Source organism: Mesorhizobium sp. M6A.T.Ce.TU.002.03.1.1, from assembly GCF_003997275.1.
In the GTDB taxonomy this organism is placed as follows: Bacteria; Pseudomonadota; Alphaproteobacteria; order Rhizobiales; family Rhizobiaceae; genus Mesorhizobium; species Mesorhizobium mediterraneum.
Genome location: NZ_RZTI01000014.1, coordinates 1 through 26,751, shown reverse-complemented (window position 1 = coordinate 26,751; position 26,751 = coordinate 1). Strand labels below are relative to the sequence as shown.

Below are 26,751 nucleotides of genomic sequence, written 5' to 3'. Positions count from 1 at the left end.
AATATGGAAGAGGGCCCGGCATTTGCAGCTCATCGCCTGGGCGACGGCTCTCAGCGGGGGAGAGCGTCCTGCGTCCTGGTCCATCTATGACCGACTGCGACCTCAAGGCATTGCCGGTATTCTGATTCCGAGTTTTGCTCCAGGCGCCGAGACGGAGGACCGCAACCTGGTGCTGTGGGACTGGGGTCCGGATCTTTCGCACAAGGTGAACGTGTTCGATCCGAGCGGCCGGCTGCCGAAGGACTAGCTGTCCTGGCGATGAAGCATTCGCGGAAGGGCAGGGGCTTTGGCCGCAGGCGTCAGCGCCAGCCCAGGGCCGGGGCGACATGGGTCAGGATCGCCTCGATGACATGCGCGTTGTAATCGACGCCGAGCTGGTTGGGAACGGTGAGCAGCAGCGTGTCGGCCTCCGCAACGGCCTCGTCCTTCTTCAGTTCCTCGATGAGGCCGTCCGGCTCGGCGGCATAGGTGCGGCCGAACACGGCGCGCCTGTCCGCTTCGATGTAGCCGAAATGATCCTCGCTCTCATTGCTGCCGAAATAGGCGCGGTCGCGATCGTCCACCAGCGCGAAGATGCTACGGCTCACCGACACCCGCGGCTCGCGTTCGTGACCGGCCGCTTTCCAGGCCGCACGAAAGGCCCGGATCTGTTCGGCCTGCTGAATGTGAAAAGGCTTTCCGCCCTCGTCGAATTTGAGCGTGGAGCTCTGCAGGTTCATTCCCAGTTTCGCCGCCCATTCCGCGGTGGCATTGGTCGCGGCGCCCCACCAGATCCTGTCGCGCAAACCCTCCGAGTGTGGTTCGACGCGAAGCAGGCCGGGCGGGTTTGGAAACATCGGCCGCGGGTTCGGCTGGGCAAAGCCTTTGCCGCGCAAGACTTCGAGCAGCACTCCCGTGTGCCGCCGGGCCATGTCGGCGTCGCTCTCACCCTCTTGCGGGGCATAGCCGAAGTAGCGCCAGCCGTCGATCACCTGCTCGGGCGAGCCGCGGCTGATGCCCAGCTGCAGACGCCCGCCGGCGATCAGGTCGGCGGCACCGGCGTCCTCGGCCATATAGAGCGGGTTCTCGTAGCGCATGTCGATCACCGCTGTGCCGATCTCGATGCGGCTGGTCTTGGCGCCGACTGCCGCCAACAGCGGGAATGGCGAGCCGAGTTGCCGTGCGAAGTGATGCACACGGAAATATGCCCCGTCGGCGCCCAGCGCCTCGGCAGCAACGGCAAGCTCGATGGATTGCAGCAGAGCGTCGGAGGCTGATCGCGTCTGCGATTGCGGCGAGGGCGCCCAGTGTCCGAACGACAGAAACCCGATTTTTTTCATGAGAATGCCACGTCAGAGTGAAAGGCGTTCTCGTTATCTAGTTATTGAACCGCTCGCCTGCCACGCCAATTCCAGACCTGCGGCTTTGGAAGCGCAATACGCAAACGCGTATTTTCGTCTTTTATACGCCTTCGCGTATATATAAATTTTAAACGCGAACGCGGATATTGACAGTTTATACGCTCTCGCGTATATTGATGTGTGGAGGACTGCTATGACCGATCAGATCGCCCGCACAGAAAAACAGCTTGGCGCCATCCTGCGCCGCGCGCGAAAACAGGCACGGCTGAGCCAGGGGGCTCTAGGCGAACAAATCCATCTGCGCCAGGGCACTGTCTCACGTCTGGAAGCCGGAGAGCCCGCTGTCCAGCTGCGCACTTTAATGGAAGCGCTTTCGGCTCTGAACCTTGAACTGGTCGTCCGGCCACGCACCCAAGGCAGTGCCGCCGATATCGAGGACCTGTTCTGATGGCACGGAAACGCGCTCACGCTCCTCTCAATGTCTTTCTGAACAGCCGCCATGTCGGCGTCCTGCGCCGTGAGGCGACAGGTGCTATCGACTTCCAGTACGGACGCGACTGGCTGAACTGGCGCGGCACGTTCCCAGTGTCACTGTCGCTGCCCTTGCGCGAGGATCGGTATATTGGCACCCCCGTCATCAATGTGTTCGACAACCTGCTGCCTGACAGCGATCTCATCCGAAAGCGCGTCGCCGAACGCGTTGGCGCAGACGGCACAGACGCCTTCAGCCTGCTGACGGCCCTCGGTCATGATTGCGTCGGCGCACTCCAGTTTCTGCCTGATGGCGTCGAGCCCGGGACCGCCGGCGACACCGACGGCAAACCGATCACTGACGACGAGATCACCGACATTATCAAGAATCTCGCGGCAGCACCCCTCGGCATGGGCGAAGACGAAGATTTCCGAATCTCGATCGCCGGCGCTCAGGAAAAAACCGCGCTGCTGCGTAAGGACGGCCAATGGTTCAAGCCGACAGGAACGACGGCAACCACCCACATCCTCAAACCGCAGATCGGGCAGCTTCCCAATGGCATCGACCTCTCCAACAGCGTCGAGAACGAATATCTATGCCTCAGACTGCTGCATTCGTTTGGTATCCCAACACCCCCCGTTGAAATCGCCGATTTCGGGGAACGCCGCACACTGATCGTCGAACGCTTCGATCGCCTTTGGGCAAGAGATGGGCGACTGCTGCGACTGCCGCAGGAAGACATCTGCCAGGCGCTATCGATCCCGCCGACAAAAAAGTACCAGTCTGATGGTGGTCCCGGTATGCGCGAGATCATCAATCTGCTCAAAGGCAGCGACACGCCTGATGCCGACATCACGACGTTCATGCGTGCGAGCATCATATTCTGGCTGCTCGGCGCGACCGATGGGCATGCAAAAAATTTCAGCATTTTCCTCGGTCCCGGCGGACGCTATCGCATGACACCGCTGTACGATGTGCTGACAGCGCAGCCGAGCCTCGACCAGGGCCAAATTCAACGCAAGAAATTCAAACTTGCGATGTCCGTCGGAACAAATCGCCACTATGCCATCAGTGACATCGTGCCACGACATTTCATGCAGACGGCAGATATCGCTGGTGTCGGCACTCCGGCGATGCGGGCGATTTTTGAAGACATTGAAGCCAATGCCGATCGGCAAGTACAAGCTGTTGTCGGGTCGCTGCCCGGTAGCTTCCCCGATCAGCTTGTGACCTCGACCGTGGCGGCCATCAAGCACCGCAGCCAGCTCGTAGCAAATTCTCTGGAGGCTTCTCATGTCTGAGTTGGGGCAACGCCCGCGGATAGCAATCCTTGGCTAGGGCTCTCTGATCTGGGACAAGCGCCCCGAATTCGATGAAAAACATGCCCCCTGGGAAGATGATGTCCCGGCACTTAAACTGGAATTCTCGCGTATTTCCGATACCCGAACAGGGGCTCTGACCCTGGTGATCGACACTGACTACGGTCAGGAGTGCATCGTCCAATATGCGCTTAGTACCCGCACAAACCCGGCCGATGCCGTCGCTGATCTGCGCTGCCGCGAAGGCACTGTCATCTGAGCTAAAGCAGACCGGCAGCTATTCGTTGTCGTGCCGTCGCCCCGCTCCTTTGAGGCGACGGACGGCTTCAAACGAAGCAGGCATGGTGCGACCGACGCTGGCAGCGCCGAGGAGTTTACTTCGGCTTCGTCGCGCAGATCGCGAAGCGGTGTTGGATGGCTCGCTCGATCGCCTTAGGCCAACTCATCTGTCGAGCCTGAGCGCGATGGATCGCGCCCAGTTTCCAGTCGACGACGGGCTGATCGAACCCGGCTTCGGCCAGCAAGCGCCTTATCTCTCCCGCCCGTGCGCCGCCTGAGAAATGGACGCGGGCGAGAATGCGTTTGTGGCGTCCGGCCATGGCGGTGCATTCATTGTCTGCGACCCGCGACTTGCCTGCCGTGAGCTTCTCCCAAACCTCCCGCAATCTCGTCGCCCAGTTGCGGCTGACGAAATCCCCGTCGATGACCAGCAGCTTGCCGCCGGGCCTCAGTAGCGAGAACCATTCGGCAAAGGCCGCCTTTGGATCCACCAGCGTCCAGACGAGGTGACGGGTGACGATGACATCGTAGCTCGCCTTGTCCTCGAGCGTCCGTTCGGCATCCCTCACGATGAAGCGGATATCGGCGCCGCGGTTTTGTGCCTTGGCGCGCGCCTTGGCGAGCATGGCTTCCGACCAGTCGAGGCCCGTCACCACAAAGCCGAGATCGTGCATCAGATGCGAGATAACGCCTGTCCCACAGGCGAGATCCAGAGATGTCCGCCCTGCGCCGGGTCCAAGATGCCTGCTTATGAGCGCATGCCAGGCGGCGCGCTCGCGCTCGGAAAAAATCTCGTGGCCGACCTGCAGGTCGAACGTCTCGGCGCGGTCGGACCAGTAGTCCCGAATTTCGTCGCGCAGCGAATAGTTTGCGTGAGCCGTCATCGCCCCAAACGCTCTCCCCCAAAGCCGTACATTGGAATTGCTCTAAAAGATAATTCTTGATTACACAACTCATGTTTTCTAAGCCGTGGCGGCAAACTAAATCACGAGAGCACAATGATTTTGAAGTCGATATTTGCGGCCGCGGTCGCCCTCGCGGCATTCATGCCGCTTACCCTCGGCGCGCGCGCCGAAACCGTCACCGACATTAGCGGCCGCAAGGTCGAGGTGAAGACGCCGGTTGAGAAGGTCATCCTCGGCGAAGGCCGGCAGACCTACCTGATTGCCGCGCTCGATACCGACAATCCCTTCAAGCGGATCGTCGGCTGGCGCGAGGATTTCTCGCAGGCCGATCCCGACAATTACGCCGTCTATCTGGAAAAATTCCCCTCGATGGCCACGATCCCGACCTTCGGCGGTTTCAAGGACGGCACCTTCGACATCGAGCAGGCCATCGCGCTTCAGCCGGACGTGATGATCATGAATATCGAGTCCAAGCAGGCAACCGAGGACGCGCAATACATCGAAAAGCTCGCCGCCGTCGGCATCCCGGTGGTCTATGTCGATTTCCGCGAGCATCCCTCCACCAACACCGAGCCGAGCATGCGCCTCATCGGCAAGCTCTTTGGCCAGGAGGAGCGGGCGGAAGCGTTCATCGCCTACCGCGCGGCCCAGATCGCGCGGGTCACCGATGTTATCGCAAAGAATGTTCCCAAGCGCCCGACCGTGTTCATCGAGCGCGCCGGAGGCTATTCCGACGATTGCTGCATGAGCTTCGGCAACGACAATTTTGGCAAGTTCGTGGAGATGGCCGGCGGCCAGAATATCGCGGCGGACCTGATCCCGGGCACCTTTGGCGCGCTCAACCCGGAACAGATCATCGCAAGCGACCCTGATCAGGTGGTTGTGACGGGCGGTAACTGGGAGGCGTATGTGCCGGGCGGCAAATGGGTCGGCGTCGGCCCCGGCGCGGACGAAGCGGAAGCACTGAAGAAGCTCAAGGGCCTGACGGAACGGCCCGCGCTAACCGGCGTCAAGGCGGTGGAAAACGGGCAGGTCCACGCCATCTGGCACCAGTTCTACAACAGCCCCTATCAGTTCGTCGCCATCCAGCAGATGGCCAAGTGGCTGCACCCCGACCTGTTCGACGATCTGGACGCCGAGGCCACCTTCAAGGAGTTGCACGAGAAGTTCCTGCCGGTCGAGTACAGGCCTGGCCATTGGGTCTCGCTCTCCAATGAGCAGTGAGCCAGCGGCATTGTCGGCCAAGGACGGGCGCGGCCTCTACCGCGCCCTCGTCCTGCGCAAGCAGCTTATCCTCGCAGCTCTCGTCCTGGCGCTGCTCCTGAGCCTTTGCGTCGACCTCGCCCTCGGCCCTGCCAGCTACAGCCTCGACCAGGTGGTCCTCGCCCTCGTTTCTCCGGGCAGCGTGCCGCTTCAGGTGCGCGTGGTGCTGTGGGAAATCCGGCTTCCCATCGCGCTGATGGCGGTGGTCGTGGGCGCATCACTGTCGGTCGCCGGGGCGCAGATGCAGACCATCCTGAACAATCCGCTCGCCAGTCCGTTCACGCTCGGCATTTCGGCGGCGGCCAGCTTCGGCGCCGCGCTTGCGCTTGCCTTCGGCGTCGCGCTCATCCCCGCCGCGATCGAATATGTCGTGCCGCTCAACGCCTTCGTGGTTGCGATGCTGACCGCGCTCGTCATCCACCTGCTGAGTCTCAAGCGCGGCGTGACGGTTGAAACCATCGTGCTTCTCGGCATCGCGCTCGTCTTCACCTTCAATGCGCTGCTGTCGCTCGTCCAGTATCTTTCCTCAGAGCAGGCGCTCGCCGCGGTCGTGTTCTGGACGATGGGAAGTCTCACCAAGGCCACCTGGCCCAAGCTCATCATCACCAGCCTCATCCTTCTCGCAACGCTTCCGATTTTCGCGCGCCGCGCCTGGGCGCTGACGGCGCTGCGGCTAGGCGAAGACAAGGCCGCGAGTTTCGGGATCAAGGTCGCGCGCCTGAGGCTCGAAACCATGATGATGGTGAGCCTGCTCGCCGCCATTCCCGTCGCCTTTGTCGGCACGATCGGCTTCATCGGGTTGGTCGGCCCGCACATCGCCCGCATGCTGATTGGAGAAGATCAGCGCTTCTTCCTGCCCGCTTCCGCGCTTGCTGGCGCCCTCATCCTTTCGGCGAGCTCGGTTGCCAGCAAGTCGCTCATCCCAGGCACGATCTTTCCGATCGGCATCGTCACCTCGCTTGTCGGCATTCCCTTCTTCATCTCGCTGATCCTCTCGAATGTGAGGCGCTCATGGTAACGATCAGGCTCGATGGTCTCGGAGCGTTTCACGGCGCGCGGCTCGTCCTTTCGGACGTTTCAACTCCCACTTTTCGGGGTGGCGAGGTGGTTGCCGTCATCGGGCCCAACGCAGCGGGCAAGTCGACGCTTTTCAAGCGCATCGCAGGACTTTTGAAGGGCCCGGGCCGCGTCTGCCTCGATGGAGCGGCCAAGGGACCGGACGGCATCTGCTACATGCCTCAGGATACGGCAGCCAACGCGGTGCTGACCGTCTATGAATCGATCCTGCTCGCCCGCAAGCAGGGCTCGGCCTGGTCGGTCGGTGACGGCGACCTCGCGCTCATAGACGGTATCCTGGCCGCGCTCAGCATCTCGGATATTGCCTTTCGCAATGTCGGAGAACTGAGCGGCGGGCAAAGGCAGGTGGTAAGCATCGCACAGACCCTCGCCCGCGAACCTGAAATCCTGCTGATGGACGAGCCGACGTCCGCGCTTGACTTGCACCGGCAGGTCGAGGTGCTGAGCTTCATGCGCGGGCTTGCACGCAAGCACGGGATTGCAGTGCTGATCGCAATTCACGACCTCAATCAGGCCCTGCGCTTCGCCGACAAATGCATCGTCATCGCCGACGGCCGGATGTTCGCCTGCGGTACGCCGGAAGAGGTCGTTACGCCGGCGCTCCTTCGTGACGTTTATCGCGTCGAGGCGCGGGTCGAGCGATGCTCGCGGGGCATCGGTCATGTCATGGTGGATGGCGTTGCGGATGAAACGGCAGCGGCTGCGTCGATAGCAGCTTAGCCATCAAACTTTAGGGTTGAAGTCGAATCGCCGAAGCGGAAGACTGATCACCCGCTATTTGCGCTGACCGCATCACGAAGCATTTTGGTGCGGGGCTGCAGGCGCGCGACGGCCGGCGCGAAGACCGAAATCGCCTTCGGGTGGACCTTGAAATGCGCCGGCGTCGAGGTGACGATCTCACCGTCAGTGTTCACCGGCATCGGCCTTTTCGTCTCGATGTCGAACTCGACGCATCTGGCCGTGCGAACCTCGCTCCAGGCGCCGTGTGTGCCTGAGCGGAACGAGCGCAGCATAAGCGCCATTTTCCAGAGATTCGTCATTTCCAGGCTGTACAGGTCGAGATGGCCGTCATCGATCTCCGCCGTCTCCTCGACGACGTTGCCGCCGCCATAGTGCCGGCCGTTGCCGACCGCTATCTGGTAGGTCTCGACTTCGGTCGTTACGCCCTTTTCGGTAATCCTTGCTTCGAAGTGGCCAGCCTTGGTCAACACTTTCATAGCCGCCAAGGCATAGCCAAACCTGCCGAAACGCTTCTTCAGCCCCGGATCGAGCCCCTGGGCAAGGTCGGTGCTGATGCCGATGCTCGCAACGTTGAAGAAAGCGTGACCATTGACGGTCCCGACATCGATCAGACGCCTTCCGCCCTGTACAATCACGTCGGCAGCCTTCAGCAGATCCAACGGTATTTCGAGGGTGCGCGCCAGATCGTTCGCCGTCCCCATCGGAATGATGCCCATAGGCAGCCCGCTTTCCATGGCCGCGACCGCCGCCGAGGACACCGAGCCATCGCCGCCGCACACGATCACAAGGTCGGCCCTATGGCGAAGGCGCACGATGTCGCGTGCTATCTCGGGCAGCGCCTCAAACGTCTCGACGGTGACGCGAAGCCCACCGGCCTGCAGCCGCTCGACGACCGGTGCCATAGATTCCTGCCCGCGTCGCGCCTTTGAATTGACGAGCAGAAGCGCGCGTCTGGTCGTGATTTCGTTCATGCGGCATAGATAGGGTGCTTGCCTGCGGATTACGACGCCAACAGGCGCGCCTGGGAAGACCCAGAGTTGAATTTTCGTAACAGCCCGAATTGCTGGTTGTCACATCCGATCAGGAATCGGCACAGTTGAGGACGCTGTGTGCACGTATCCACCGCGGCCAACTTGGCCGAACCTGACGCTCAAACATCCTTCGTAGGTCGACTTCTCAATCTCGACCGTCGATCAATCGAAATTTAGGTTTCATGACCTGTTCAGAGCGGTTTCCCGATCCATTTTGCCAGGATGCCAACGACGCCCTCCCGGAACAACAGCACTGCGACAACGAAGATGGTGCCCTGGGCGATCGTGACCCAGTCGCCAAATGTCGCGAGGTAATTCTGCATCGTGACGATAACTGCCGCGCCGACGATAGGTCCGAACACCGTGCCCATGCCACCCAAGAGCGTCATCAGCACGACCTCGCCGGACATGGTCCAGTAGACGTCGGTAAGTGACGCCAATTGGAACACGATCGCCTTGGTTGCGCCGGCAACGCCGGCGAGCGCGGCTGACAACACGAATACGGTGAGCTTGTAGCGGTTGACCCGATAGCCCAGCGATATCGCGCGGGGCTCGTTCTCGCGGATCGCCTTCAACACCTGCCCAAACGGCGAATGGATGATCCGGTAGATCAGCAATATGCCGGCGAAAAAGATGGCGAGCACGAAAAAATAGAGCAATTCGTTTGAGCGCAGGTCGATCAGTCCAAACAAATAGCCGCGCGGGACGGCCTGGATGCCGTCCTCGCCGCCGGTAAACGCTGCCTGCAGCGAGAAGAAATAGACCATCTGCGCAAAAGCCAGCGTCACCATGGCGAAATAGATGCCGTGGCGGCGAATGGCGAGGGAGCCGATGGCCAGACCGAGCACGGCTGCCACCAGTGTGCCCGCGATAATGGCAAGTTCGGGCGTCAAACCCCACACCTTTGCCGCATGGGCCGAGACGTAGCTCGCCATGCCGAAATAGGCAGCGTGGCCGAAGGATAGGAGCCCGCCATAGCCGAGCAACAGGTTGAAGGCGCAGGCAAACAGCGCGAAGCACAGCACCTTCATGACAAAGATTGGATAGAGCAGAAAAGGCGCGGCGATGAGGAAGACGAAAAGCGCGGCGAAGATCGCAAGGTGATGGCGTGGCATGCCGGCGGCGCCAACGGACGTGACGGCCGTCATGGCAATCGGGTTGGTGTCGGTTACCATCACGCGCTCCGCCCAAACAGGCCGGCGGGCTTGACCAGCAGCACCAGCGCCATGATGACAAAGATCACCACGGCCGAGCCTTCCGGATAGAACACGCGGGTCAGACCTTCGATCAGCCCAAGCCCGAAACCGGTGAGGATCGAGCCCAGGATCGAGCCCATGCCGCCGATGACGACGACGGCGAAGACGACGATGATCAGGTCTGCGCCCATGTTCGGATTGACTGCGTATATCGGTGCGGCGAGCACGCCGGCGAAACCGGCGAGTGCGACGCCGAAACCATATGTGAGCGTGACCAGCAGCGGCACGTTGATGCCGAACGCACCGACCATGGTCGGGTTCTCGGTCGCTGCCCTGAGATAGGCGCCAAGTCGGGTCTTTTCGATGATGAACCAGGTCGCGAGGCACACGATGAGTGAGGCCACAATCACCCAGGCGCGCGAATTGGGCAGGTACATGAAGCCGAGATTGTGCCCCCCCGTTAGAAGCGGCGGCGGCGGGTAGGGCAGGCCAGATACGCCGAAAAACTGGCGGAAGAAGCCGACGATGATCAGCGCCAGGCCGAAGGTGAGCAGCAGCCCGTAGAGATGGTCGAGGTGATAGAGCCGTCGGATCAACACGCGCTCGAGCACGATGCCGGTGAGGCCGACGATCGGCGGAACGATGAACACAGCCCACCAGTAACTGACGCCGAGATAGTTGAGCAGCATCCAGGCGCCGAAGGCGCCCAGCATGTACTGCGCACCATGCGTGAAATTGATGATGTTCAAGAGACCGAAGATGACCGCCAGCCCGAGGCTCAAAACCGCATAGAAGGACCCATTGATCAGCCCGAGCAGCAATTGGCCGAACAGGACCTGTGGCGGAATTCCAAGGAGTTCGAACATGGTCGCTCCAGTTGACTTGTCGACGAGAGGACGCGCCGAGCGGTTCGGCGCGTCGTTGGCGAGGCCCGCTTATTTGACGAGCGGACAGCCGCCGTCGGCGAGCGGGCGGAACGCCTTGTCGGCCGGAATGGTGGCCACGGTCTCGAAATAATCCCATGCCCCCTTCGATTGGTCCGGCTTCTTGACGCGGAATAGGTACATCTCGTGCAGCTTGCGCCCGTCCGCGCGGATCGTACCCTTGCCAAACAGCGGATCGTCCGTCGGCATTTCCTTCATCTTGGCCATCACCTTGGCCGCATCCTTGTCGCCAACGGCCTCGACGGCCTTAAGGTAATGCAGCACCGAAGCGTAGACTCCGGCCTCGATCATCGAAGGCTTCTGTCCGCTGTTCCGCTCCTGGAAGCGGGCAGAGAATTCACGCGTCTGATCGTTCTTGTCCCAGTAGAATGCGCCGGTGAGCACGAGGCCTTGCGCCACTTCGAGGCTCAGCGCATGCACGTCATTGATAAACATCAAAAGGGCGGCGAGCGATTGGCCGCCCTGCGTGATGCCGAATTCCGACGCCTGCTTGACCGCGTTGATGGTGTCGCCGCCGGCATTGGCGAGGCCGACGACCTTGGCACCCGACCCTTGCGCCTGCAGCAGGAAGGACGAGAAATCCTGGCCGGGGAAAGGATGACGCACGGCGCCGAGAACCTTGCCGCCCGATGCTTCCACGACCGCCGACGTATCGCGCTCGAGCGCATGGCCGAAGGCATAGTCGGCTGTGACGAAGAACCATGTATCGCCACCCTGCGCGACCATCGCCGAACCCGTGCCGTTGGCAAGCGCCCAGGTGTCGTAGGTCCAGTGGACGGTGTTGGGCGAACAGGCCTTGCCGGTGAGGTCGGACGAGGCCGGACCCGAGGCGAGGAAGATCTTGTTCTTCTCCTTGGTGATCTCGTTGACGGCGAGCGCCACCGACGAGGTTGGCACGTCGGCGATCACGTCGACATTTTCGGTGTCGTACCACTGGCGGGCGATGTTCGAGCCGACGTCCGGCTTGTTCTGGTGGTCCGCGGAGACGATCGATACGTTGATGCCCTTGTCGGTCGCCTTGAAGTCTTCCGCCGCCATCTGGGCCGCGATGACCGAGCCTTCGCCGGCGATGTCTGCATAGATGCCGGAACGGTCATTCAGAACGCCGATCTTGACATCCGTGGCGTAGGCTGCGCCGGCCGACAAAAGGCTCGCCAGTGAAGCCAGAATGAACCCTGTTGCTTTCATCACTACTCTCCTCCGATTGCGGCGCGACGCGCCCGTTGATGGCTGTCTCAGACACCGAGATAGGCGTGCAGCTTGTCAATGTTGGCGTCGAGTTCGCGGTTAGGAATCATGTCGATCACGCGCCCCTGCTCCACCACGTAATGACGGTCCGCGACCAATGCGGCGAAATGAAAATTCTGTTCGACGAGCACGATCGTGAATCCCTCGTCCTTGAGCCGGGCAATGGTGCGGCCGATCTGCTGCACGATGACGGGCGCAAGCCCCTCGGTCGGCTCGTCGAGCAGCAAGAGCTTCGCGCCCGTCCGCAAGATCCGGCCGATGGCCAGCATCTGCTGCTCGCCGCCCGAAAGCTTGGTGCCTTGGCTCGAAAGCCGCTCCTTCAGGTGCGGGAAGAGCTCGAAAATCTGCTCGACGGTGAGCCCGCCGGGGCGCACCTGCGGCGGCAGCATTAAATTCTCCTCGACCGAGAGGCTTGAGAAGATTGCGCGCTCCTCCGGGCAGTAGGCGATGCCCATCCGTGCGATCAACCGCGACGGCAGCTTGATCATCTCCCGGCCGTCGTAGGTGACCGATCCCGAGCGCCTGGACAGGATGCCCATGACCGCCTTCAGCGTCGTCGTCTTGCCGGCGCCGTTGCGGCCGAGCAGCGTCACCACTTCACCTTCGCCAACCTCGAAACTCAGGCCGTGAAGCACATGGCTCTCGCCGTACCAGCCCTGCAGGCCATCGACACGCAGGAGGGGTCTCTCCGAGGGGGCAGCAGCCGGCCTGCTCGTAAGTCCAACTTCAGACATGTCCGGCCCCGATATAGGCTTCGATAACACGCGGATCTTTGGAAACCGCGGCATAGTCGCCTTCGGCGAGGACTTTGCCGCGCGCGAGCACGGTGATGCGGTTCGACAGCGAGGCTACGACCGACAGATTGTGCTCAACCATCAAAATAGTGCGGTTCTTGGAGATGCGCCGGATCAGCGCCGAGATCCGCTCGATGTCTTCTTGCGCCATGCCGGCCATAGGCTCGTCGAGCAGCAGCATTTCAGGGTTCAGCGCCAGCGTCGTCGCGATCTCAAGCGCGCGCTTGCGGCCGTAGGACAGATCGCTAGCGCGGATATCGGAAAACTCGGTCAGGCCGACATCGGCGAGAAGAGCCGCGGCCTCGCTATTGAATGTGGACAGCAGTTTCTCGGAACGCCAGAAATCGAAACTGTCGCCGCGCCGGCGCTGCAGCGCGATGCGGACATTCTCCAGTGCCGTCATGTGCGGAAACACCGCCGATATCTGGAAGGAGCGCACAAGGCCCAGCCGCGCGATGTCGGCTGGCTGCATCCTGGTGATATCCCGGCCCTGGTAGCGGATTGCGCCGCGCGTCGGCTGGAGGAATTTGGTCAGCAAGTTGAAGAGGGTCGTCTTGCCTGCGCCGTTGGGGCCGATCAGCGCGTGGATCGATCCTCGCTCGACCGTCAGGTCGACATTATTGACAGCGACGAAACCCTTAAATTCCTTAGTCAATCCCACTGCTTCGAGGATCGCTCCGGAATTCATGCGCGGGAGCCTTCGCCCGTCATCGGCGTGAAACGTGGAACCGCGCTGCGAGGCTGTCCGCCCCCAGGGTGACTTCCATGGTTTCCTCCCGTGGCACTCCCACCCGCAACAAACGACCTAATGCACATCGCGTCAAGGCTGCAATTTTTCAGAAGGCTCGAACTTCGTGAAACGCTCAGTCACTGTCCTTGGCACAGGATTGCCTGGAGAAGCTGGCGAGCGGTTGGTATCACATCCGATCGGGAGGCAAATTGACCGCAGTCAACCTCGATATCCCGATCTCATCCGCGACGCGCTAGTGCGGGGTTAAGTCCAATGATGCCATTGAGAGCCTTCTGGTTCGGATCGTTCGCCTGCACCGCCGCAGCATCAATGTCGAAAACGTAGCAAATCCAGCTCAGTCGCTGGCGATCGTGCGATGTGGGCCTTGGACAGCACGGCTGCGGTCACGCGCCTATCAGCATCAAGCCCATTACCGATCGTGCGACATTGGCCGCAGGAAAGGGCTCGACGTTATCAAATCCAAGTGCGCTACGTGATCCGTAACTAAGATATAAATTCCATTGATATGGAATGTAGCGCGCGGGCATGGCGTGTTGGGAGTCAGCGAGTGTCTCGCAATCAAGACGCCCGCAAGCCATGGCCTCGCCTGAAGCTCCTTCGAAGCTATGGCTTACGAGCGAAACTGGTTGGTCAGGAGCCTAGTTGGTCTTCAACTGGCCGACACGGTTTTCGGCAATCCAGCGGGCGGCAAGCACCAATGCTCCCATACTGAAATCCTTGCCATGCTTGGCCACCATTTCTTCCGACAGTTTGGCGAGCCGGTCGAAAAATTCGTCCTTGCTCTCGTCCTCGGGGGTGGGTTCGGTTTGCATTTGGTGCTCCTGTTGCATGCGGCCTGCCTTTGTTATTTGAACATCGACGCGGGAAAGGTGACGATCGCGGCGGTGCCGTCGACGGTGCCCACCGCCAGGTGCTGTCCGTCACTGGACCAGGCAAGCGCGGTCACCGCGCTGCCCAGGGGTCTGACGAGGAGTTCGTCCCGCGCGCCGATCTGGGCGATGGTGATCCGACCGTTGGCATAGCCGGCCGCAATCAGTTTTTTCTCCGGGTGCGCAGCCACTGTCTCGACCGGAACCAGCCCGGCGCGACCAGTCTCCAGCGCGCCGGAGATTTCGCCGTCAAGTGGCGGCGCGGTCATCGACCAGCCGGCGATCCGGAAGGCGCCCGATGCAAACAGCGCATTCTCCGGCAGGCTCCAGCACACCGTGCGGACCGGGGATGGAAATCCCGCGATAATGCAAGTGCGGCCATCGGCTATGCACACCAGGGCAAAGCCTCCGGCTTCGAGCCCACAGGCCAGCCAGGTGCCGTCGCCACTCCAGCGGATCGATATCGGACGCGCTGAAAAGGCGATATCGCGTATCAGGGTGGTGTCGCCATCGACCATCCAGATCGACAATCCGTCGTCCAGGCTATGGGCGAGGCGCCTTCCGCCTGGCGAAAAGGCAAGCGCATCCGTGGACGGTGTCGTACCGTGTCGCAGTCGCACGGCATCGCCTTGGCCTCGTGCCAGGAAGACATCCTGCCCGTTGCTGACGGCTGTGATGGCTGTGCGGGGGCTGTGGTCGACGGCGACGACCGGCCCGTCGATCTTGACCAGCGTCTCCATCACATTGCCGTCCGCGGCCAGATGCACCGCTTCGCCAGCCGCCGTTCCAACGAGGAAGCCGGAGGAAAGGTAGTTGGCGAGCGGAACGTCGCCATCTCCCAACACAGCAGTGGCTATCAATGGCAACGGAAATTTTTCCCTTGGGCGGATCGTCGTCTGGCCGAGATCGCCGCTCACCCTGATCCGCGACTGCGGCGGTTCCTGGTCGGCGACCGCGGCTATGGCGACCGTTCCATCGACGCAGGCGAAGGCGACAGTCGAGTCATCGGCGCTAAAGCGCAGATCGGCGATCGCCGACGGACGACGCCAGCTTCTCGCCAGCAGGTCGAACAAGGTCAGGTTCTGTATCGCGTGCTGGTTCATGGCGATTCCCTTCGTCAGTTTCCATCCGTCGCCGCGAGGCTGCGATCGACGTCCTCGACGTCACCTTCCGCGGCGACGATGCTGTCCTCACATGCCGCGCATTCGTGCATGACTGCCGCGGCTCTCTCCTGCGCTTCATGCAAGTCCCGCACCAGTTGCGCGCTGACGCCGTTCCTGCCGATTTCGAGTTCCAGGCGCAGCACTTCCATCTCGATACCGGCGCGTTTCTGATTGAGCCGCAGCGCCTCGGCAGTGAGCGCGGAGACGTTGGCGACGAGATCGAGCCGGCGGGCGAGCAACGCGTCACGCCTGGTAGTTTGGCCCATCGGGTCCTCCTGTCATTTTTCGCCCAGCCATCGGTCAGGCTGGCTTTTCGAAAGCCGACAGCAATTTGGGCAATGTTCCGGCCTGCGAATGGAACTGTCTTTCAGCCGTTTCGATGTGGCTCTTGAGCTGATCCCAGATGTCGACCCGGATCATCGAAGTCGTATCGCCGGTGAGGCGCTCGATCTCGTCGACGCGGAACTGGCGTGACAGCGAAACGCCGGAAAACACGAATTCCCGCAACAGAATCGCGTGGTTCTCGATGAACAGATGGATCATCGGATGCGTTTCCGTGGTGACGCCGCCGGCGGCAAGCTCGGCCCGGATGAAGTCCTGGAAGTGGCTCTGGAGGCGATGTTGGCTCTCGCCCATGAAGCGCATCACAAAGACCAGATCGCGGGGCATCAGCCTGACAAGTTCGCCGGTGACGCCATCGGCTTGGCTGGACATTGGCTCGGGCGGTCTTCGGCTGTCTTTATCGTTCGGCACGGTCTCTCTCCAGCGCGAGGCCCGTCCATGGGCCGTCGCCTTCAAATAGTAGAGAAAGACGAAGAATTGAATAGATGATATTTGTTTTCGAACTTGCTGCATCTGCGAACTAGACGTATTGCAATTGCGAATAGATATTAGATATTACAGGCGTACGTTACAAATGTAAAATAACGTTACATTTGGCTATCTGCCCGTATGCCGAAAGAGCAGCGATTTTGTTTTGAGCCCTTGCCATGGGGTGCTATTTTCAAATTGGCACGGCGCTTGCTTTGTACATTTCCACAAGAAGCCCATCGCGCTTTGACGCGGTGCCAAAAGAACGAAGGAACGGAGGAAGCAGGGACAAGTCACGTCCGCTTCGATACGCCATCGCACATGCGGTTGGCGCCGCGGGCCCTGCCAGCCGCCTAACACCTTTGCCGCGATCCACTTGAACGGCCGGACCATGAGTCGCGCCTGATGCGCAACCCTTTGTCGTGCCGCTCGCATTCTCACTGGCGGTGCTGTGCCGCCGCTTCATGCCGGGGTCAAGGGACCTGCGGCTCAAACCTGGTGGAGGCTTATGACCATGACGTCTCTGACGCTCAACAAGATTACCTCGCAACGCGGAATCTCCGTGGGCGAGGCAACCAAGAAGATTGCCGATCTCGGCTGGAACCCTTCCTACGTCCAGGAAGCGATGACGTTTCCGACGGACTACAAGATCAACAAGACGCCGCGCGACCCGATGAAACAGGTTCTGCGATCCTACTTCCCGATGCAGGAAGAGAAGGACAATCGTGTCTACGGTGCGCTCGACGCGGCGTTGCGCGGCGACATGTTCCGCAATGTGGAACCGCGCTGGGTCGAGTGGATGAAACTCTTCCTTGCGATCATTCCGTTCCCGGAAATTTCTGCTGCCCGCTCGATGGCGATGGTCGCCCGTATCGCGCCGGGCGAGGAGCTCAGAACCGGCTTCACCATGCAGATGATCGACGAGTTCCGCCACTCGACGATCCAGATGAACCTGAAGAAATGGTACATGGAAAACTACATCGATCCGGCCGGCTTCGACATCACCGAGGAAGCCTTCGGAAAATGCTACGCCACGACCATCGGCCGGCAGTTCGCGGAAGGCTTCATCACCGGCGACACCATGACCGCCGCCTGCATGTACCTGACCGTGGTCGCCGAGACCGCCTTCACCAACACGCTGTTTGTCGCCATGCCTTCGGAAGCCGCCCGTAACGGCGACTATGCGCTGCCGACCGTTTTTTTGTCGGTCCAGTCCGATGAGAGCCGGCATATCGGCAATGGCCATTCGCTGCTGATGGCGGCGCTCAAGGAGCCGGAAAACCACCTGCTGCTCGAGCGCGACCTGCGCTACGCCTTCTGGCAAAACCACGCGATCGTCGATGCAGCCATCGGCACCTTCATCGAATACGGCACCACCAACCGCGACAAGAACAAGGAGTCCTACGCGGAAATGTGGCACCGCTGGATCTATGAGGACTACTACCGCACCTACATGCTGCCGCTCGAGAAATACGGCATCAAGGTCCATCACGACGACGTCCAGGCGGCCTGGGAACGCATCACCAAGAAGAACTACGTCCACAAGGTCGGACAGTTCTTCGCGGTCGGCTGGCCGGTCAATTTCTGGCGTATCGAAGCCCAGACCGACAAGGACTTCGAGTGGTTCGAGCATAAGTATCCGGGCTGGTATGCCGAGTTCGGCGATTTCTGGAAATGGTACGCCAAGCTTAGCCACAAGGGCGAGAAGGTGCTGCTCTTCAACAGCGACGTGGGCTACGTCTATCCACACCGCTGCTGGTCCTGCCTTGTTCCCTGCCTGATCCGCGAAGACATGGTGGTCGGCGAGATCGACGGCCAGTTGCACACCTTCGCCCACGAACTCGACAAGTGGACCGCGACCGTGGCCTTCGCCGACGAGTATGAGGGCCGTCCGACACCCGCGATGGGCCGCTTCAGCGGCAAGCGCGAATGGGAGACGCTCTATGACGGCTGGGATTTGGCCGATGCCATCAAGGACCTGAACTTCGTCCGCTCCGATGGCAAGACGCTCGTACCGCAGCCGCATATGCGCTTCGACGACAAGGAGATGTGGACGTTGGACGACGTGCGCGGCAACACGCTGGGATCGCCGTTGAACGCGCTCCGCGGCATGACGCCGGAAGGACGCGCGCAGCACCTGGCAGACTACGCCAAGGGCTTCACCATCAATCCCTGCAACTGATCAGGCCAAGGGGGCGGGTTCGTCCCGCCCTCTCTTTCATTGGAGGTCCGTATGTCGGAAACCCACACGGTCAGGCTCAGCCCAGTCGGCGTCGAATTCGACGTCGAGCATGGCGAGACGGTGCTCAACGCCGCTTTCCGCCAGGGCATCGCCCTGCCGCACGGCTGCAAGGAAGGGCAATGCTCGGCCTGCAAAAGCGTGTTGCTCGATGGCGAAGTCGACATGCTCAAATACTCGACCTTCGCACTGAACGACATGGAGAAGGAGAGCGGCCACGTCCTTTTGTGCCGCTGCATCGCCTACTCCGATCTGGAAGTCGAGCTTCTCAACTACGACGAGGAGATTTTGGCGAAAGCGATCGCCGTGAAGACGTTCAAGGGCCGGATTGCTCTGATCGAGCACCTGACCCACGACATTCGCGGCATCGAGATCGAACTCGGCTCGCCGATAAAGTTCTGGGCGGGGCAATATGTCGACATCACGGTTACCACGGAAAAGGGGGAGACGATTACGCGCTCGTTCTCCATGGCAAATACGCCGGACCAAACCCAAAAACTCTGCTTCATCATCAAAAAATACCCCGAGGGAAAGTTCTCCGGAGAACTCGATTCCGGAGGAATCAAGCTCGGAGCCGAAGTCACCGTCGTCGGACCCTACGGAACCTGTTTCCGACGCGACGAACGGCAAGGACCCCTGATCCTGGTCGGCGCCGGATCGGGCATGTCGCCGATCTGGTCGATCCTCAACGACCATCTGAAGAGCGGCGAGAAACGCCCTGTCTATTTCTTCTACGGTGCCAGGACGCGCAACGACCTGTTCTATCTCGACAGGATCGCCGAGCTGATCGGTCAGCATTCGGATGTCACTTTCATTCCCGTGCTGTCGCACGCGACAGACGACGCCGAATGGGAAGGCGAACGCGGTTTCGTGCACCAGAGTGTCGACGCCAAGCTCAAGCAATTGGCGGTCGACGGACAGGGCGATGTCCATGCCTGTGGCCCGCCACCGATGATCGATGCGCTTCAGCCGGTTCTGTTCATGAACGGGTTCGAGACGGAGCGGATCTTCTTCGACAAGTTCACCACATCGGCAGGTGCAACACCGGCCCACTGAGGGGCGGCAACGCAACTGCAACCACAACTGCAACAAGGGAGTGAAGACTATGCCAGCTACCTCGAGTTCAGTCGGGTCCGGAGCCGCCGGCGCGGCGATCTTTGCCGACTCCGACAGCCGGAAGTACCGGTATTTCGACCCGAAGGGCCAGCGCGCCACCCACTATGAGGACATGACAGTCGACGTGCAGCCTGACCCGGAGCGTTACCTGATCCAGGACTGGATCATCTCTTTTGCCGACGGCAAGGGCGCTTATGTCAAGCAGAACACCGCCGCTCAGAGCTCCAACTGGCATGCCTTCCGCGCCCCCGATCAGGAGTGGGAACGCACGCACTACCAACGCCAGTCGAAAATCGAGACGATGGTACAGAGCGTCATCAACAACGCCCGCAAGTCGGGGGCGCCTAAGACATTCGACAAGGCCTGGATCAAGATTCTGCAGACGCAGCTCGGCGCCTGGAAGCACGCCGAATTCGGGCTCGGCACCTCGTTGATGCAGGCGCAGCGCTACGGCTACACCCAGATGATCAACAACGCCACGCTGACCAACTCGTCTTACAAGCTGCGGCTTGCCCAGGACATCACGCTCTACCTTGCCGAGATCGGCATGGACCTTCCCGGCTGGGACGACGAACTCGGCAAGACGGCCTGGCTCGAGGACAACAACTGGCAAGGCACCCGCGAAGCGGTCGAGACCATCATGGGCGCGACCGACTATCTCGAACAGTACTTCGCCATCAACATCGTCTTCGAACCGCTGGTCGGGGAAGCATTCCGCTCAGGCTTCCTGATGCAGATCGCCGCCGCAAACCACGACTTCATCACGCCTGCGGTGATCTCGGCAGCCGAGGCCGACTACGAGCGCAATCTCGCCAACACGATCGACCTCATGCACATGCTCGCCAACGACGAGAAGCATGGCGCGGCGAACAAGAAGCTCTTCCAGGGCTGGGTCAAGAAGCACGGCGCGCTCGCCGACAAGGCAGCCATCGGCCTGCAGCCGATCTGGTCGATGCCGCATTCAAAGCCGGTCGCTTTCTCGGATGTCCGTGCCAAGTCCGAGGAACGGATTGATCAGATACTCGGCGAACTTGGCCTCAAGCGCTGACACAGGGAGAAACTGTCATGTCAACTGCAGCACGCGACGCATCGCAATCCAACATTTTCAGGTCGATGAAGGACATCACCTTCGAACAGACGATTTCGCACCAGTGCGGCGTCACCATGAACGACTCGGTGGAAGCCAGGGCCATCGCTGAATTCATGGGCCTGAAGCCGAACGTAACGGTCACCTACCAACCGGCGATGATCCGCATCGATGGCACCGGCAAGCTGATCTTCAAGATGGACGAGATCAGCGAATATCTCGGCCGCGAGATGACGGCGGAAACCTTCGAGGTCAACAGCTCGACCCACTACGGACGGATGGTGCGCATCGACGACAACACCGTGATCCTGTTCGGCAACATGGATGAGATGTTCGAATACATCGAATAGACGCTCCAGAAAATCAGGCGCGCCGCCTGGCTGCGGCGCGCCGAACCGATCAATCGCACATCTTGTGGAGGTAGAAATGTTTAGAACACCAGAAGGCAAGGATATTTTCATTGTCGATGGCCATACCCATTTCTGGGACGGCAGCCCGGAGAACCAGAAAAATATCCACGGCAAGCAGTTCATCGAGTGCTTCTATGCCTATCACACCGGGCTGAGCCCCAAGGACCAGCTGTGGGAGAAGAGCAAGTTCGAGAAGTACAGCGCCGACGATCTCTATCGCGACCTGTTCATCGACGGCCCCGATGATGTGGCGATCGTCCAGTCGACCTATCTCAAGGACTTCTACAAGAACGGCTTCAACACGATCGAGCGCAACGCCGAGGTGGCCAAGCTCTATCCCGAACGGTTCATCGTCAACGGCGCCTTCGATCCGCGCGATGGTGAGAAGGCGCTTGAGTACATCCACTTCCTCAAGGAGACCTACGACGTCAAGGGCGTGAAGATGTACACGGCCGAATGGAACGGGGCTTCCAAGGGCTGGAAGCTCACGGATCCCGATGCCTACAAATGCTTCGAACTCTGCGACAAACTCGGCATCAGGAATATCCATGTCCACAAAGGGCCGACAATCCTGCCGCTCAGCAAGGATGCGTTCGACGTGCATGACGTCGACCATGCGGCGACTGACTTCCAGGGCCTCAACTGGATCATCGAGCATTGCGGCCTGCCGCGCCTCGACGATTTCTGCTGGATCGCAACGCAAGAAACCAACGTCTATGGTGGGCTTGCGGTAGCGCTGCCCTTCATCCATTCGCGCCCGCGCTATTTCGGCGAGGTCATCGCCGAACTGCTTTTCTGGATCGGCCCGGAAAAAATCCTTTTCGGTTCCGACTACGCGATCTGGACGCCGCGCTGGCTGGTCGAGAAGTTCTGGGCCTATCAGATCCCAGAGGACATCGCCGCCGAACGCGGTGTGCAACTGACCGACGAGATCAAGGAGAAGATCCTGGGCCTCAATGCGGCGCGTCTCTACAACATCGACGTCGAAGCCAAGAAGACGGCGCTCGCCAGTTCGCCCTTCAGCATCGCGGCGGAGTAGGGGCCATGGCAACTGCCAGCGTTTCCGGCAACCGCGAGAAGGAACTCTGGCGGCGCCTTGGTGAGGTCAACGACCCGGAGCTCGACGAACCGATTACCGAGATGGGCTTCGTCGAGCGGGCCGAAATGACGAGCGATGGCAGTGTGGAGATCGACCTCCGCCTGCCGACCTACTGGTGCTCGCCCAACTTCGCGTTCCTCATGCTGGACGGCGTCCGCAAGGCGCTCGACCAGCTCTCCTGGGCGCCGGCCTATCGCGTCAAGCTGCACGATCACATGTTCGCGGAAGAGGTCAATCGCGGCATGGAAGCCGGCAAGACATTCGGCGATGTCTTCGCCGTACTTGCCGAGGATCAGGATCTTGGCGGCTTGCGTGAGACCTTCAGGATGAAGGCGTTCAAGCGGCGCCAGGAGGCGGTCCTGCGCGGCCTGCGGCAGCACGGCCTGACCGATCGAGAGATCCTCGGCATGGACCTGCCGGCATATGACGTCGCACGGTTCGAACCGGGCGAGGCGGCCAAACAGAAGCCGAGATACAGGGCGGCTCTGCTTGAGCGTTTTCCCGACCGCCAGGCGGATGATCCTGTCTTCGTGACTTGGGAAGGCCAGAAAATACCACCTGCGGCGCTCGGTGCCCATCTCGCCGAACTGCGCGGCGTGCGCATCAACATGGAGTTCAACGGCGCGCTGTGCCGTGGGCTCAAGCAGACCAGATACAAGGAACTGGATGTGGTCGACGGCGAACCGACGCTGGTCGATTTCATCATGGATCGCGTGCCGGCACGAACCGCGCCGACCGCCTGAAGCAGAGCTGAAACAACGGCCTCCCTCGCACGAGGCCCCTAACCAACAACCCGCCCGTAAGGCGGAAGGAGAAACCATGCCCAAAATAATGCTTCACAATTCCGAAGCGCGCCGTGCACTTGCCCGTGGTGTCTTTCGGCTGGCCGCTGCCGTCGAGCCGACACTCGGCCCCAAAGGCATGAACGCCATGATCGACCGGCCGATCGGCACGCCGATGGTGACCCGTGACGGCGTCAGCATTGCCTCCGAGATCGAATTGCACGACCGTTTCGAAAACATGGGCGCGCAGGTCGTGCGCGAAGTGTCGATGCAGACCAATGAGGTCGCCGGCGACGGCACCACGACTGCCATCGTGCTCGCCAATGCGCTCATCCAGGGCGGTGTGGAGGCGAATGAACGAGGCGCGAAACCCGTCGATCTGTGCAAGGGCATCGATCTTGCCGTGGCAGCGGTGGTGGCGGCGCTCAAGGCTTCGGCCAAGCCCGCCAAGGGCAACGGCATTCTCGCTTCGGTCGCCAACATTGCGGCGACCGATACCAAGCTTGGCGCGCTGGTGGCGGAAGCCCATCAGCGGGTAGGGGCCGAAGGCGTCATCACCACTGACTTCAGCGTGACGACCGAGACCACGCTGGATGTGGTCGAGGGCATGTCCTTCGAACGCGGCTATCTTTCGCACCACATGGTCACCGATCAAGAGAAGATGGAGGCTGTTCTCGAACGACCCTACATCCTGATGACCGATCTCAAGATCAAGGAGCCTGAGGCGCTGGATGCGGCTCGTCGCATTGCCGACGAGGCCGGTCGGCCGCTGCTGATCGTGTCCGAGGAAATGTCGCCGGAAGTTGTGGTAACTCTGCTCGGCAAGCACGGACCGGGAAAATACCTCGTGGTCCATCCGCCGGAATATGGCCATTGGCGCAAGGCGATGATGGAGGATCTGGCGATCATCACCGGCGGCAAGGTGATCGCGCGCGACCTCGGCGGCCGGCTGGAGGACATCACCGCCGACGATCTTGGAACGGCTGACCGGGTGAAGACCAGTTCATCCTATACCTCGATCATCCGCGGGGGCGGCGACCATGCGGCAGTCGCATCGCGCCGCGCCCAGGTGCAGCGGCAGTATGAAGCCTCGCCGCCGAACATCGACCAGGACAAGTTGCGCGAACGCCTGGCCAAGCTCTCTGGTGGCACCGCGATCCTTTATGCCGGCGGTGTAACGCCGGTCGAGCAGAAGCGAACCATACAGCTCATCGAGGATTCGCTGAATGCGGTGCGCGCCGCATGCGAAGAGGGCGTGGTTGCCGGTGGCGGCTCGGCGCTTGCCCAGATCGCACCGCTGCTCGACAAGGTGGCGGCCGGCGTCGACGGCGATGTCGCCGAAGGCGTGCGACTAGTGCGGTCGGTGCTGTCGCGGCCGCTGTGGCGTATCGCCGCCAATGCCGGCGCCGATCCCGAGGCAGTCGTGGCGGAAGTCACGCGCATCAACGGCGGCTACGGCTACAACGCTTCTGTCGGCAGCTACCAGAACATGTTCGAGGCAGGGATCATCGATCCGGTCCGCGTCACCTACACAGCACTCGCCAACGCAGCTTCGGTGGCGACGCTGATCCTGACCACCGAAACGCTGATTGGTCATCTCGCCGAGGACGAGGACCCGACGGCCGGACCGGCGCGCGGCGGCGGCTCTGAGAAGCTCGGCCGCGCCTGAAGCAATCCGAACAATCTCGACGTTGAAAGGACACAGGCATGAAAGCCGCCAGACTGTACGAATACGATCCGCAGATGAACGTCCAACTCAAGATCGAGGAGGTCAAGGCACCGACCATCACTGCTCCCGACGAGGTGATCGTGCGGGTGGGTGCCGCCGGCCTGTGCCGCACCGACCTTCACATCATCGAAGGTGTGTGGAAGCCGACCATGGACCCCGAAGGCACGCTGTTGCCCTACATCATGGGCCACGAGAATGCCGGCTGGGTCGAGGAGGTCGGCAGCGGCGTCAGATCGGTCAAGCGCGGCGACGCGGTGATCTGTCACCCGTTTCGCTCGTGCGGCATCTGCCTCAATTGCCGCCATGGCGAGGACATGTACTGCGACAATGGCCAGTTTCCCGGCCTTGGCATGAATGGCGGCTTCGCCGAATATTTCATCACCAGCGAGCGTTCGCTGATCAAGCTGAACGCCAACGTCACGCCGATCGAGGTGGCGCCGCTGGCCGATGCCGGCATCACTGCCTACCGCGCCGCCAAACGCGCCGCGAAGTTGCTCAGGCCAGGGAGTTACTGCGTCCTGCTCGGCATAGGCGGGCTTGGCCATATCGCGCTGCAATCGCTGCACGCGATTTCGGGTTGCCGCATCATCGCAGTCGATCGCGAGCCGGCGGCCCAGGTGCTGGCCAAGGACCTCGGCGCCGACTTTGTCCTCGATGGCGGGCCGAATGTCGTCGAGGAGGTCAGCCAGATCACCGGCGGCGGCGCCCATGTGGTCATCGACTTCGTCGGCGAACTCGGTGTCGAGAACATCTGCTGGAAGATGGTGCGCAAGGGCGGCCAATTGTTCGTCGTCGGCTATGGCGGCACGGTCAACGTGCCGACCGCGCATCTGGTCATCGAGGAGATCAACATCGGCGGCAGCCTCGTCGGCAACTTCACCGAGCTTGTCGAACTGATGGAGTTGAACGCCGATGGCAAGGTGAAGATGCATTACACTGAATACAACCTCGCAAGCATTAACACCGCGCTCGACGATTTCAAGAACCGCCGGTTCACCGGCCGCGGCGTCATCGTGCCGTGAAGCGTCTGGGTCGGGCCTGCACGGAGCAGGCCCGGCGTTTTGGTCCGCGTGCCGACATCGCCGTTTCCGAGTCGGTGTCGCCGAAGAGGCCGGTCTGGCTGCTTGCCAGCGTCGGCAAGCCGTTTTTCCTGAGCGCCGCGGCTGATGCCCTGGCTTTTCCGTATCGGGACGTAAGCGAAGCGTGGTCCTGAAACGAGTTCTTTCTTCGCGGTTTGAAAAAATGGGAGGACAATATGGATCTTATTACAGGATTGGCCGTCGTCATCGGCATTATGGGCGGCATTGCAACGTGGGCAGCGATCACGATAGGCAACCCCTATCTGCTGATCTGGGCGGTATTTGTGGGCTGGGGAAGTTTCTATCACTGTGGCGGCAAGGAAGCCGGGTTCAAGAATTCGGCGCTTGCAAACCTTTGGGGAGCGATCTGCGCCGCAGGCGCGTTGATAGCACTGACGTCGATAGGTGTTACGGCTCTCACGGCCGGCATTTGCGTCGGCGTCTCAATCGTAATCCTGATTCTCGCTGCCAAGCTGCCATTGCTGAGTGCCATTCCATCAGCGGTCTATGGGCTACGCAACGACCGCGGCACTTTTTCTGCTTGGCGCTGCCGCCTATGGCGAGGGTCCAAGCGGCATCAGCAAGGTCGCGGCGGCTGTGGTGATTTCGCTGATCATTGGCAACAGTCTCGGCTACGTTTCCGAGAAACTGACAGCTGCTGTCGTGAAAAGCTGATCTAACCCCCGCTACCGCTTCAGTGATTAACTTTTCCCAATCCCGTGGCGCGAATGCCGCGGGCTTCTTTCGTGCCGGTGACAGGCTCTGATCCTAGATGAAACCGCGCCGGATGCCGTATTGGTCGAGCTTGCGGTAGAGCGTTGGCCGGGAGATGCCGAGCCGCTTCGCGACCCGGCTGAGGTTGCCGCCTTCCGCCGCCAAGGCGTTCTTCATTGCCTGGCGTTCGGCCTCGACGAGCGTGCCTCCCGATTCATGCGCGGGTACACGGCTGTCCGACCCGGCTTCCGATCCAGAGCCGGACGCGGTGATCTCCTCGGGAAGGTTGTGAAG

At 61.0% G+C, this 26,751-nt stretch carries 27 protein-coding genes and 1 pseudogene; 15 read left to right on the top strand and 13 right to left on the bottom strand.

Translation table 11 applies throughout. From position 1 onward, the window contains the following. Window positions 1–25 precede the first annotated feature (25 nt). Window positions 26–247 (top strand): annotated as a pseudogene (locus EOC93_RS06940) (RES domain-containing protein); the annotation flags it as partial. 52 nt (window positions 248–299) lie between these two features. Here EOC93_RS06940 and EOC93_RS06935 read toward each other — a convergent pair. Then, complete coding sequence (locus EOC93_RS06935; RefSeq protein ID WP_127204207.1) at window positions 300–1,319, bottom strand: LLM class flavin-dependent oxidoreductase; 1,020 nt, start codon at window positions 1,317–1,319, stop codon at window positions 300–302. A gap of 214 nt (window positions 1,320–1,533) precedes the next feature. Here EOC93_RS06935 and EOC93_RS06930 point away from each other — a divergent pair, with 214 nt between their 5' ends. Beyond that, the gene (locus tag EOC93_RS06930; protein ID WP_095486276.1) at window positions 1,534–1,788 is read left to right on the top strand and encodes a helix-turn-helix domain-containing protein; all 255 of its coding nucleotides are present in this window, start codon (window positions 1,534–1,536) and stop codon (window positions 1,786–1,788) included. Then, window positions 1,788–3,113, top strand: coding sequence for a type II toxin-antitoxin system HipA family toxin (locus EOC93_RS06925; protein ID WP_127204206.1), 1,326 nt, complete (start codon window positions 1,788–1,790; stop codon window positions 3,111–3,113). Before EOC93_RS06930 ends, EOC93_RS06925 begins: the two co-directional genes overlap by 1 nt. 392 nt (window positions 3,114–3,505) lie before the next feature. On the opposite strand, the gene EOC93_RS06920 is transcribed toward EOC93_RS06925, so the two are convergent. Next, window positions 3,506–4,294 carry a class I SAM-dependent methyltransferase gene (locus EOC93_RS06920; RefSeq protein ID WP_127204205.1) on the bottom strand — a complete coding sequence of 263 codons (789 nt, stop codon included), beginning with the start codon at window positions 4,292–4,294 and terminating at the stop codon, window positions 3,506–3,508. A 162-nt stretch (window positions 4,295–4,456) separates the two neighbouring features. On the opposite strand from EOC93_RS06920, the gene EOC93_RS06915 reads away from it, so the two are divergent. Genes EOC93_RS06915 through EOC93_RS06905 form a run of 3 tightly spaced genes read left to right on the top strand, consistent with a single transcriptional unit; the run spans window position 4,457 to window position 7,375 of the window. Further along, entirely contained in the window at window positions 4,457–5,539 is a 1,083-nt protein-coding gene (locus EOC93_RS06915) for an ABC transporter substrate-binding protein (RefSeq protein WP_245461384.1), read from the top strand. Next, the gene (locus EOC93_RS06910) at window positions 5,529–6,596 is read left to right on the top strand and encodes an iron ABC transporter permease (protein WP_127204203.1); all 1,068 of its coding nucleotides are present in this window, start codon (window positions 5,529–5,531) and stop codon (window positions 6,594–6,596) included. The genes EOC93_RS06915 and EOC93_RS06910 overlap by 11 nt, the downstream gene beginning before the upstream one ends. Further along, on the top strand, window positions 6,590–7,375 hold the full coding sequence (locus EOC93_RS06905) for an ABC transporter ATP-binding protein (RefSeq protein ID WP_095486281.1): 786 nt from the start codon (window positions 6,590–6,592) through the stop codon (window positions 7,373–7,375). The genes EOC93_RS06910 and EOC93_RS06905 overlap by 7 nt, the downstream gene beginning before the upstream one ends. 47 nt (window positions 7,376–7,422) lie before the next feature. Here the strand turns inward: EOC93_RS06905 and EOC93_RS06900 are convergent, their stop codons facing one another. The 10 genes from EOC93_RS06900 to EOC93_RS06860 all read right to left on the bottom strand — a co-directional run bounded on the left by EOC93_RS06900 (window position 7,423) and on the right by EOC93_RS06860 (window position 16,145). Next, on the bottom strand, window positions 7,423–8,367 hold the full coding sequence (locus EOC93_RS06900; protein WP_127204202.1) for a lipid kinase: 945 nt from the start codon (window positions 8,365–8,367) through the stop codon (window positions 7,423–7,425). 251 nt (window positions 8,368–8,618) lie between these two features. Beyond that, a complete protein-coding gene (locus tag EOC93_RS06895) occupies window positions 8,619–9,542 on the bottom strand; it encodes a branched-chain amino acid ABC transporter permease (RefSeq protein WP_245329937.1) in 924 nt (307 codons plus the stop codon). Window positions 9,543–9,601: 59 nt separating this feature from the next. Next, a complete protein-coding gene (locus tag EOC93_RS06890) occupies window positions 9,602–10,489 on the bottom strand; it encodes a branched-chain amino acid ABC transporter permease (RefSeq protein ID WP_095486284.1) in 888 nt (295 codons plus the stop codon). A 69-nt stretch (window positions 10,490–10,558) separates the two neighbouring features. After that, window positions 10,559–11,755, bottom strand: a complete 1,197-nt coding sequence (locus EOC93_RS06885) for an ABC transporter substrate-binding protein (RefSeq protein ID WP_095486285.1) — start codon at window positions 11,753–11,755, stop codon at window positions 10,559–10,561. 47 nt (window positions 11,756–11,802) lie between these two features. Continuing rightward, complete coding sequence (locus EOC93_RS06880) at window positions 11,803–12,549, bottom strand: ABC transporter ATP-binding protein (RefSeq protein ID WP_127204201.1); 747 nt, start codon at window positions 12,547–12,549, stop codon at window positions 11,803–11,805. After that, window positions 12,542–13,297 carry an ABC transporter ATP-binding protein gene (locus EOC93_RS06875; protein ID WP_095486287.1) on the bottom strand — a complete coding sequence of 252 codons (756 nt, stop codon included), beginning with the start codon at window positions 13,295–13,297 and terminating at the stop codon, window positions 12,542–12,544. Before EOC93_RS06875 ends, EOC93_RS06880 begins: the two co-directional genes overlap by 8 nt. Before the next feature lie 701 nt (window positions 13,298–13,998). Then, entirely contained in the window at window positions 13,999–14,172 is a 174-nt protein-coding gene (locus tag EOC93_RS34010) for a hypothetical protein (protein ID WP_164547015.1), read from the bottom strand. Between the two features lie 32 nt (window positions 14,173–14,204). Further along, complete coding sequence (locus tag EOC93_RS06870; protein ID WP_127204200.1) at window positions 14,205–15,332, bottom strand: WD40 repeat domain-containing protein; 1,128 nt, start codon at window positions 15,330–15,332, stop codon at window positions 14,205–14,207. Window positions 15,333–15,346: 14 nt separating this feature from the next. Next, entirely contained in the window at window positions 15,347–15,658 is a 312-nt protein-coding gene (locus EOC93_RS06865; RefSeq protein ID WP_127204199.1) for a hypothetical protein, read from the bottom strand. Between the two features lie 34 nt (window positions 15,659–15,692). Further along, window positions 15,693–16,145, bottom strand: coding sequence for a hypothetical protein (locus tag EOC93_RS06860; RefSeq protein ID WP_126103116.1), 453 nt, complete (start codon window positions 16,143–16,145; stop codon window positions 15,693–15,695). A gap of 571 nt (window positions 16,146–16,716) precedes the next feature. Between EOC93_RS06860 and EOC93_RS06855 the strand changes: the two genes are divergently transcribed. The 9 genes from EOC93_RS06855 to EOC93_RS06815 all read left to right on the top strand — a co-directional run bounded on the left by EOC93_RS06855 (window position 16,717) and on the right by EOC93_RS06815 (window position 26,423). Further along, on the top strand, window positions 16,717–18,384 hold the full coding sequence (locus EOC93_RS06855) for an aromatic/alkene/methane monooxygenase hydroxylase/oxygenase subunit alpha (protein ID WP_095486586.1): 1,668 nt from the start codon (window positions 16,717–16,719) through the stop codon (window positions 18,382–18,384). 51 nt (window positions 18,385–18,435) lie between these two features. Beyond that, window positions 18,436–19,497: a 2Fe-2S iron-sulfur cluster binding domain-containing protein gene (locus EOC93_RS06850; RefSeq protein WP_095486291.1), complete on the top strand. Its 1,062-nt coding sequence runs from the start codon at window positions 18,436–18,438 to the stop codon at window positions 19,495–19,497. A gap of 49 nt (window positions 19,498–19,546) precedes the next feature. After that, on the top strand, window positions 19,547–20,605 hold the full coding sequence (locus EOC93_RS06845) for an aromatic/alkene monooxygenase hydroxylase subunit beta (protein WP_095486292.1): 1,059 nt from the start codon (window positions 19,547–19,549) through the stop codon (window positions 20,603–20,605). A gap of 17 nt (window positions 20,606–20,622) precedes the next feature. Beyond that, window positions 20,623–20,994: an MmoB/DmpM family protein gene (locus tag EOC93_RS06840; RefSeq protein WP_095486293.1), complete on the top strand. Its 372-nt coding sequence runs from the start codon at window positions 20,623–20,625 to the stop codon at window positions 20,992–20,994. Window positions 20,995–21,070: 76 nt separating this feature from the next. Then, window positions 21,071–22,093 (top strand): amidohydrolase family protein, encoded by a 1,023-nt coding sequence (locus EOC93_RS06835; protein WP_127204198.1) that lies wholly within the window; start codon window positions 21,071–21,073, stop codon window positions 22,091–22,093. Window positions 22,094–22,098: 5 nt separating this feature from the next. Then, on the top strand, window positions 22,099–22,896 hold the full coding sequence (locus tag EOC93_RS06830) for an iron-sulfur cluster assembly protein (protein ID WP_095486295.1): 798 nt from the start codon (window positions 22,099–22,101) through the stop codon (window positions 22,894–22,896). Between the two features lie 76 nt (window positions 22,897–22,972). Next, window positions 22,973–24,604, top strand: a complete 1,632-nt coding sequence (locus tag EOC93_RS06825) for a molecular chaperone GroEL (protein ID WP_095486296.1) — start codon at window positions 22,973–22,975, stop codon at window positions 24,602–24,604. A gap of 38 nt (window positions 24,605–24,642) precedes the next feature. After that, window positions 24,643–25,686: an NAD(P)-dependent alcohol dehydrogenase gene (locus tag EOC93_RS06820; RefSeq protein WP_095486297.1), complete on the top strand. Its 1,044-nt coding sequence runs from the start codon at window positions 24,643–24,645 to the stop codon at window positions 25,684–25,686. Window positions 25,687–25,919: 233 nt separating this feature from the next. Beyond that, window positions 25,920–26,423, top strand: a complete 504-nt coding sequence (locus tag EOC93_RS06815; RefSeq protein ID WP_126103113.1) for a DUF1097 domain-containing protein — start codon at window positions 25,920–25,922, stop codon at window positions 26,421–26,423. A gap of 88 nt (window positions 26,424–26,511) precedes the next feature. Here EOC93_RS06815 and EOC93_RS06810 read toward each other — a convergent pair. Continuing rightward, window positions 26,512–26,751 (bottom strand): helix-turn-helix domain-containing protein (locus EOC93_RS06810; RefSeq protein WP_281033114.1); only part of this gene is annotated, 240 nt, incomplete at its 5' end.

Bases quoted from the DNA above. Each gene is read 5' to 3' on its own strand.
- EOC93_RS34010 (WP_164547015.1), bottom strand. From the start codon at position 14,172: ATGCAAACCGAACCCACCCCCGAGGACGAGAGCAAGGACGAATTTTTC.
- EOC93_RS06900 (WP_127204202.1), bottom strand. From the start codon at position 8,367: ATGAACGAAATCACGACCAGACGCGCGCTTCTGCTCGTCAATTCAAAG.
- EOC93_RS06930 (WP_095486276.1), top strand. From the start codon at position 1,534: ATGACCGATCAGATCGCCCGCACAGAAAAACAGCTTGGCGCCATCCTG.
- EOC93_RS06850 (WP_095486291.1), top strand. From the start codon at position 18,436: ATGTCGGAAACCCACACGGTCAGGCTCAGCCCAGTCGGCGTCGAATTC.
- EOC93_RS06875 (WP_095486287.1), bottom strand. From the start codon at position 13,297: ATGAATTCCGGAGCGATCCTCGAAGCAGTGGGATTGACTAAGGAATTT.
- EOC93_RS06835 (WP_127204198.1), top strand. From the start codon at position 21,071: ATGTTTAGAACACCAGAAGGCAAGGATATTTTCATTGTCGATGGCCAT.
- EOC93_RS06910 (WP_127204203.1), top strand. From the start codon at position 5,529: ATGAGCAGTGAGCCAGCGGCATTGTCGGCCAAGGACGGGCGCGGCCTC.
- EOC93_RS06815 (WP_126103113.1), top strand. From the start codon at position 25,920: ATGGATCTTATTACAGGATTGGCCGTCGTCATCGGCATTATGGGCGGC.
- EOC93_RS06820 (WP_095486297.1), top strand. From the start codon at position 24,643: ATGAAAGCCGCCAGACTGTACGAATACGATCCGCAGATGAACGTCCAA.
- EOC93_RS06885 (WP_095486285.1), bottom strand. From the start codon at position 11,755: ATGAAAGCAACAGGGTTCATTCTGGCTTCACTGGCGAGCCTTTTGTCG.
- EOC93_RS06845 (WP_095486292.1), top strand. From the start codon at position 19,547: ATGCCAGCTACCTCGAGTTCAGTCGGGTCCGGAGCCGCCGGCGCGGCG.
- EOC93_RS06830 (WP_095486295.1), top strand. From the start codon at position 22,099: ATGGCAACTGCCAGCGTTTCCGGCAACCGCGAGAAGGAACTCTGGCGG.
- EOC93_RS06855 (WP_095486586.1), top strand. From the start codon at position 16,717: ATGACGTCTCTGACGCTCAACAAGATTACCTCGCAACGCGGAATCTCC.
- EOC93_RS06935 (WP_127204207.1), bottom strand. From the start codon at position 1,319: ATGAAAAAAATCGGGTTTCTGTCGTTCGGACACTGGGCGCCCTCGCCG.
- EOC93_RS06925 (WP_127204206.1), top strand. From the start codon at position 1,788: ATGGCACGGAAACGCGCTCACGCTCCTCTCAATGTCTTTCTGAACAGC.
- EOC93_RS06825 (WP_095486296.1), top strand. From the start codon at position 22,973: ATGCCCAAAATAATGCTTCACAATTCCGAAGCGCGCCGTGCACTTGCC.
- EOC93_RS06890 (WP_095486284.1), bottom strand. From the start codon at position 10,489: ATGTTCGAACTCCTTGGAATTCCGCCACAGGTCCTGTTCGGCCAATTG.
- EOC93_RS06865 (WP_127204199.1), bottom strand. From the start codon at position 15,658: ATGGGCCAAACTACCAGGCGTGACGCGTTGCTCGCCCGCCGGCTCGAT.
- EOC93_RS06920 (WP_127204205.1), bottom strand. From the start codon at position 4,294: ATGACGGCTCACGCAAACTATTCGCTGCGCGACGAAATTCGGGACTAC.
- EOC93_RS06895 (WP_245329937.1), bottom strand. From the start codon at position 9,542: ATGCCACGCCATCACCTTGCGATCTTCGCCGCGCTTTTCGTCTTCCTC.
- EOC93_RS06880 (WP_127204201.1), bottom strand. From the start codon at position 12,549: ATGTCTGAAGTTGGACTTACGAGCAGGCCGGCTGCTGCCCCCTCGGAG.
- EOC93_RS06915 (WP_245461384.1), top strand. From the start codon at position 4,457: ATGCCGCTTACCCTCGGCGCGCGCGCCGAAACCGTCACCGACATTAGC.
- EOC93_RS06905 (WP_095486281.1), top strand. From the start codon at position 6,590: ATGGTAACGATCAGGCTCGATGGTCTCGGAGCGTTTCACGGCGCGCGG.
- EOC93_RS06870 (WP_127204200.1), bottom strand. From the start codon at position 15,332: ATGAACCAGCACGCGATACAGAACCTGACCTTGTTCGACCTGCTGGCG.
- EOC93_RS06840 (WP_095486293.1), top strand. From the start codon at position 20,623: ATGTCAACTGCAGCACGCGACGCATCGCAATCCAACATTTTCAGGTCG.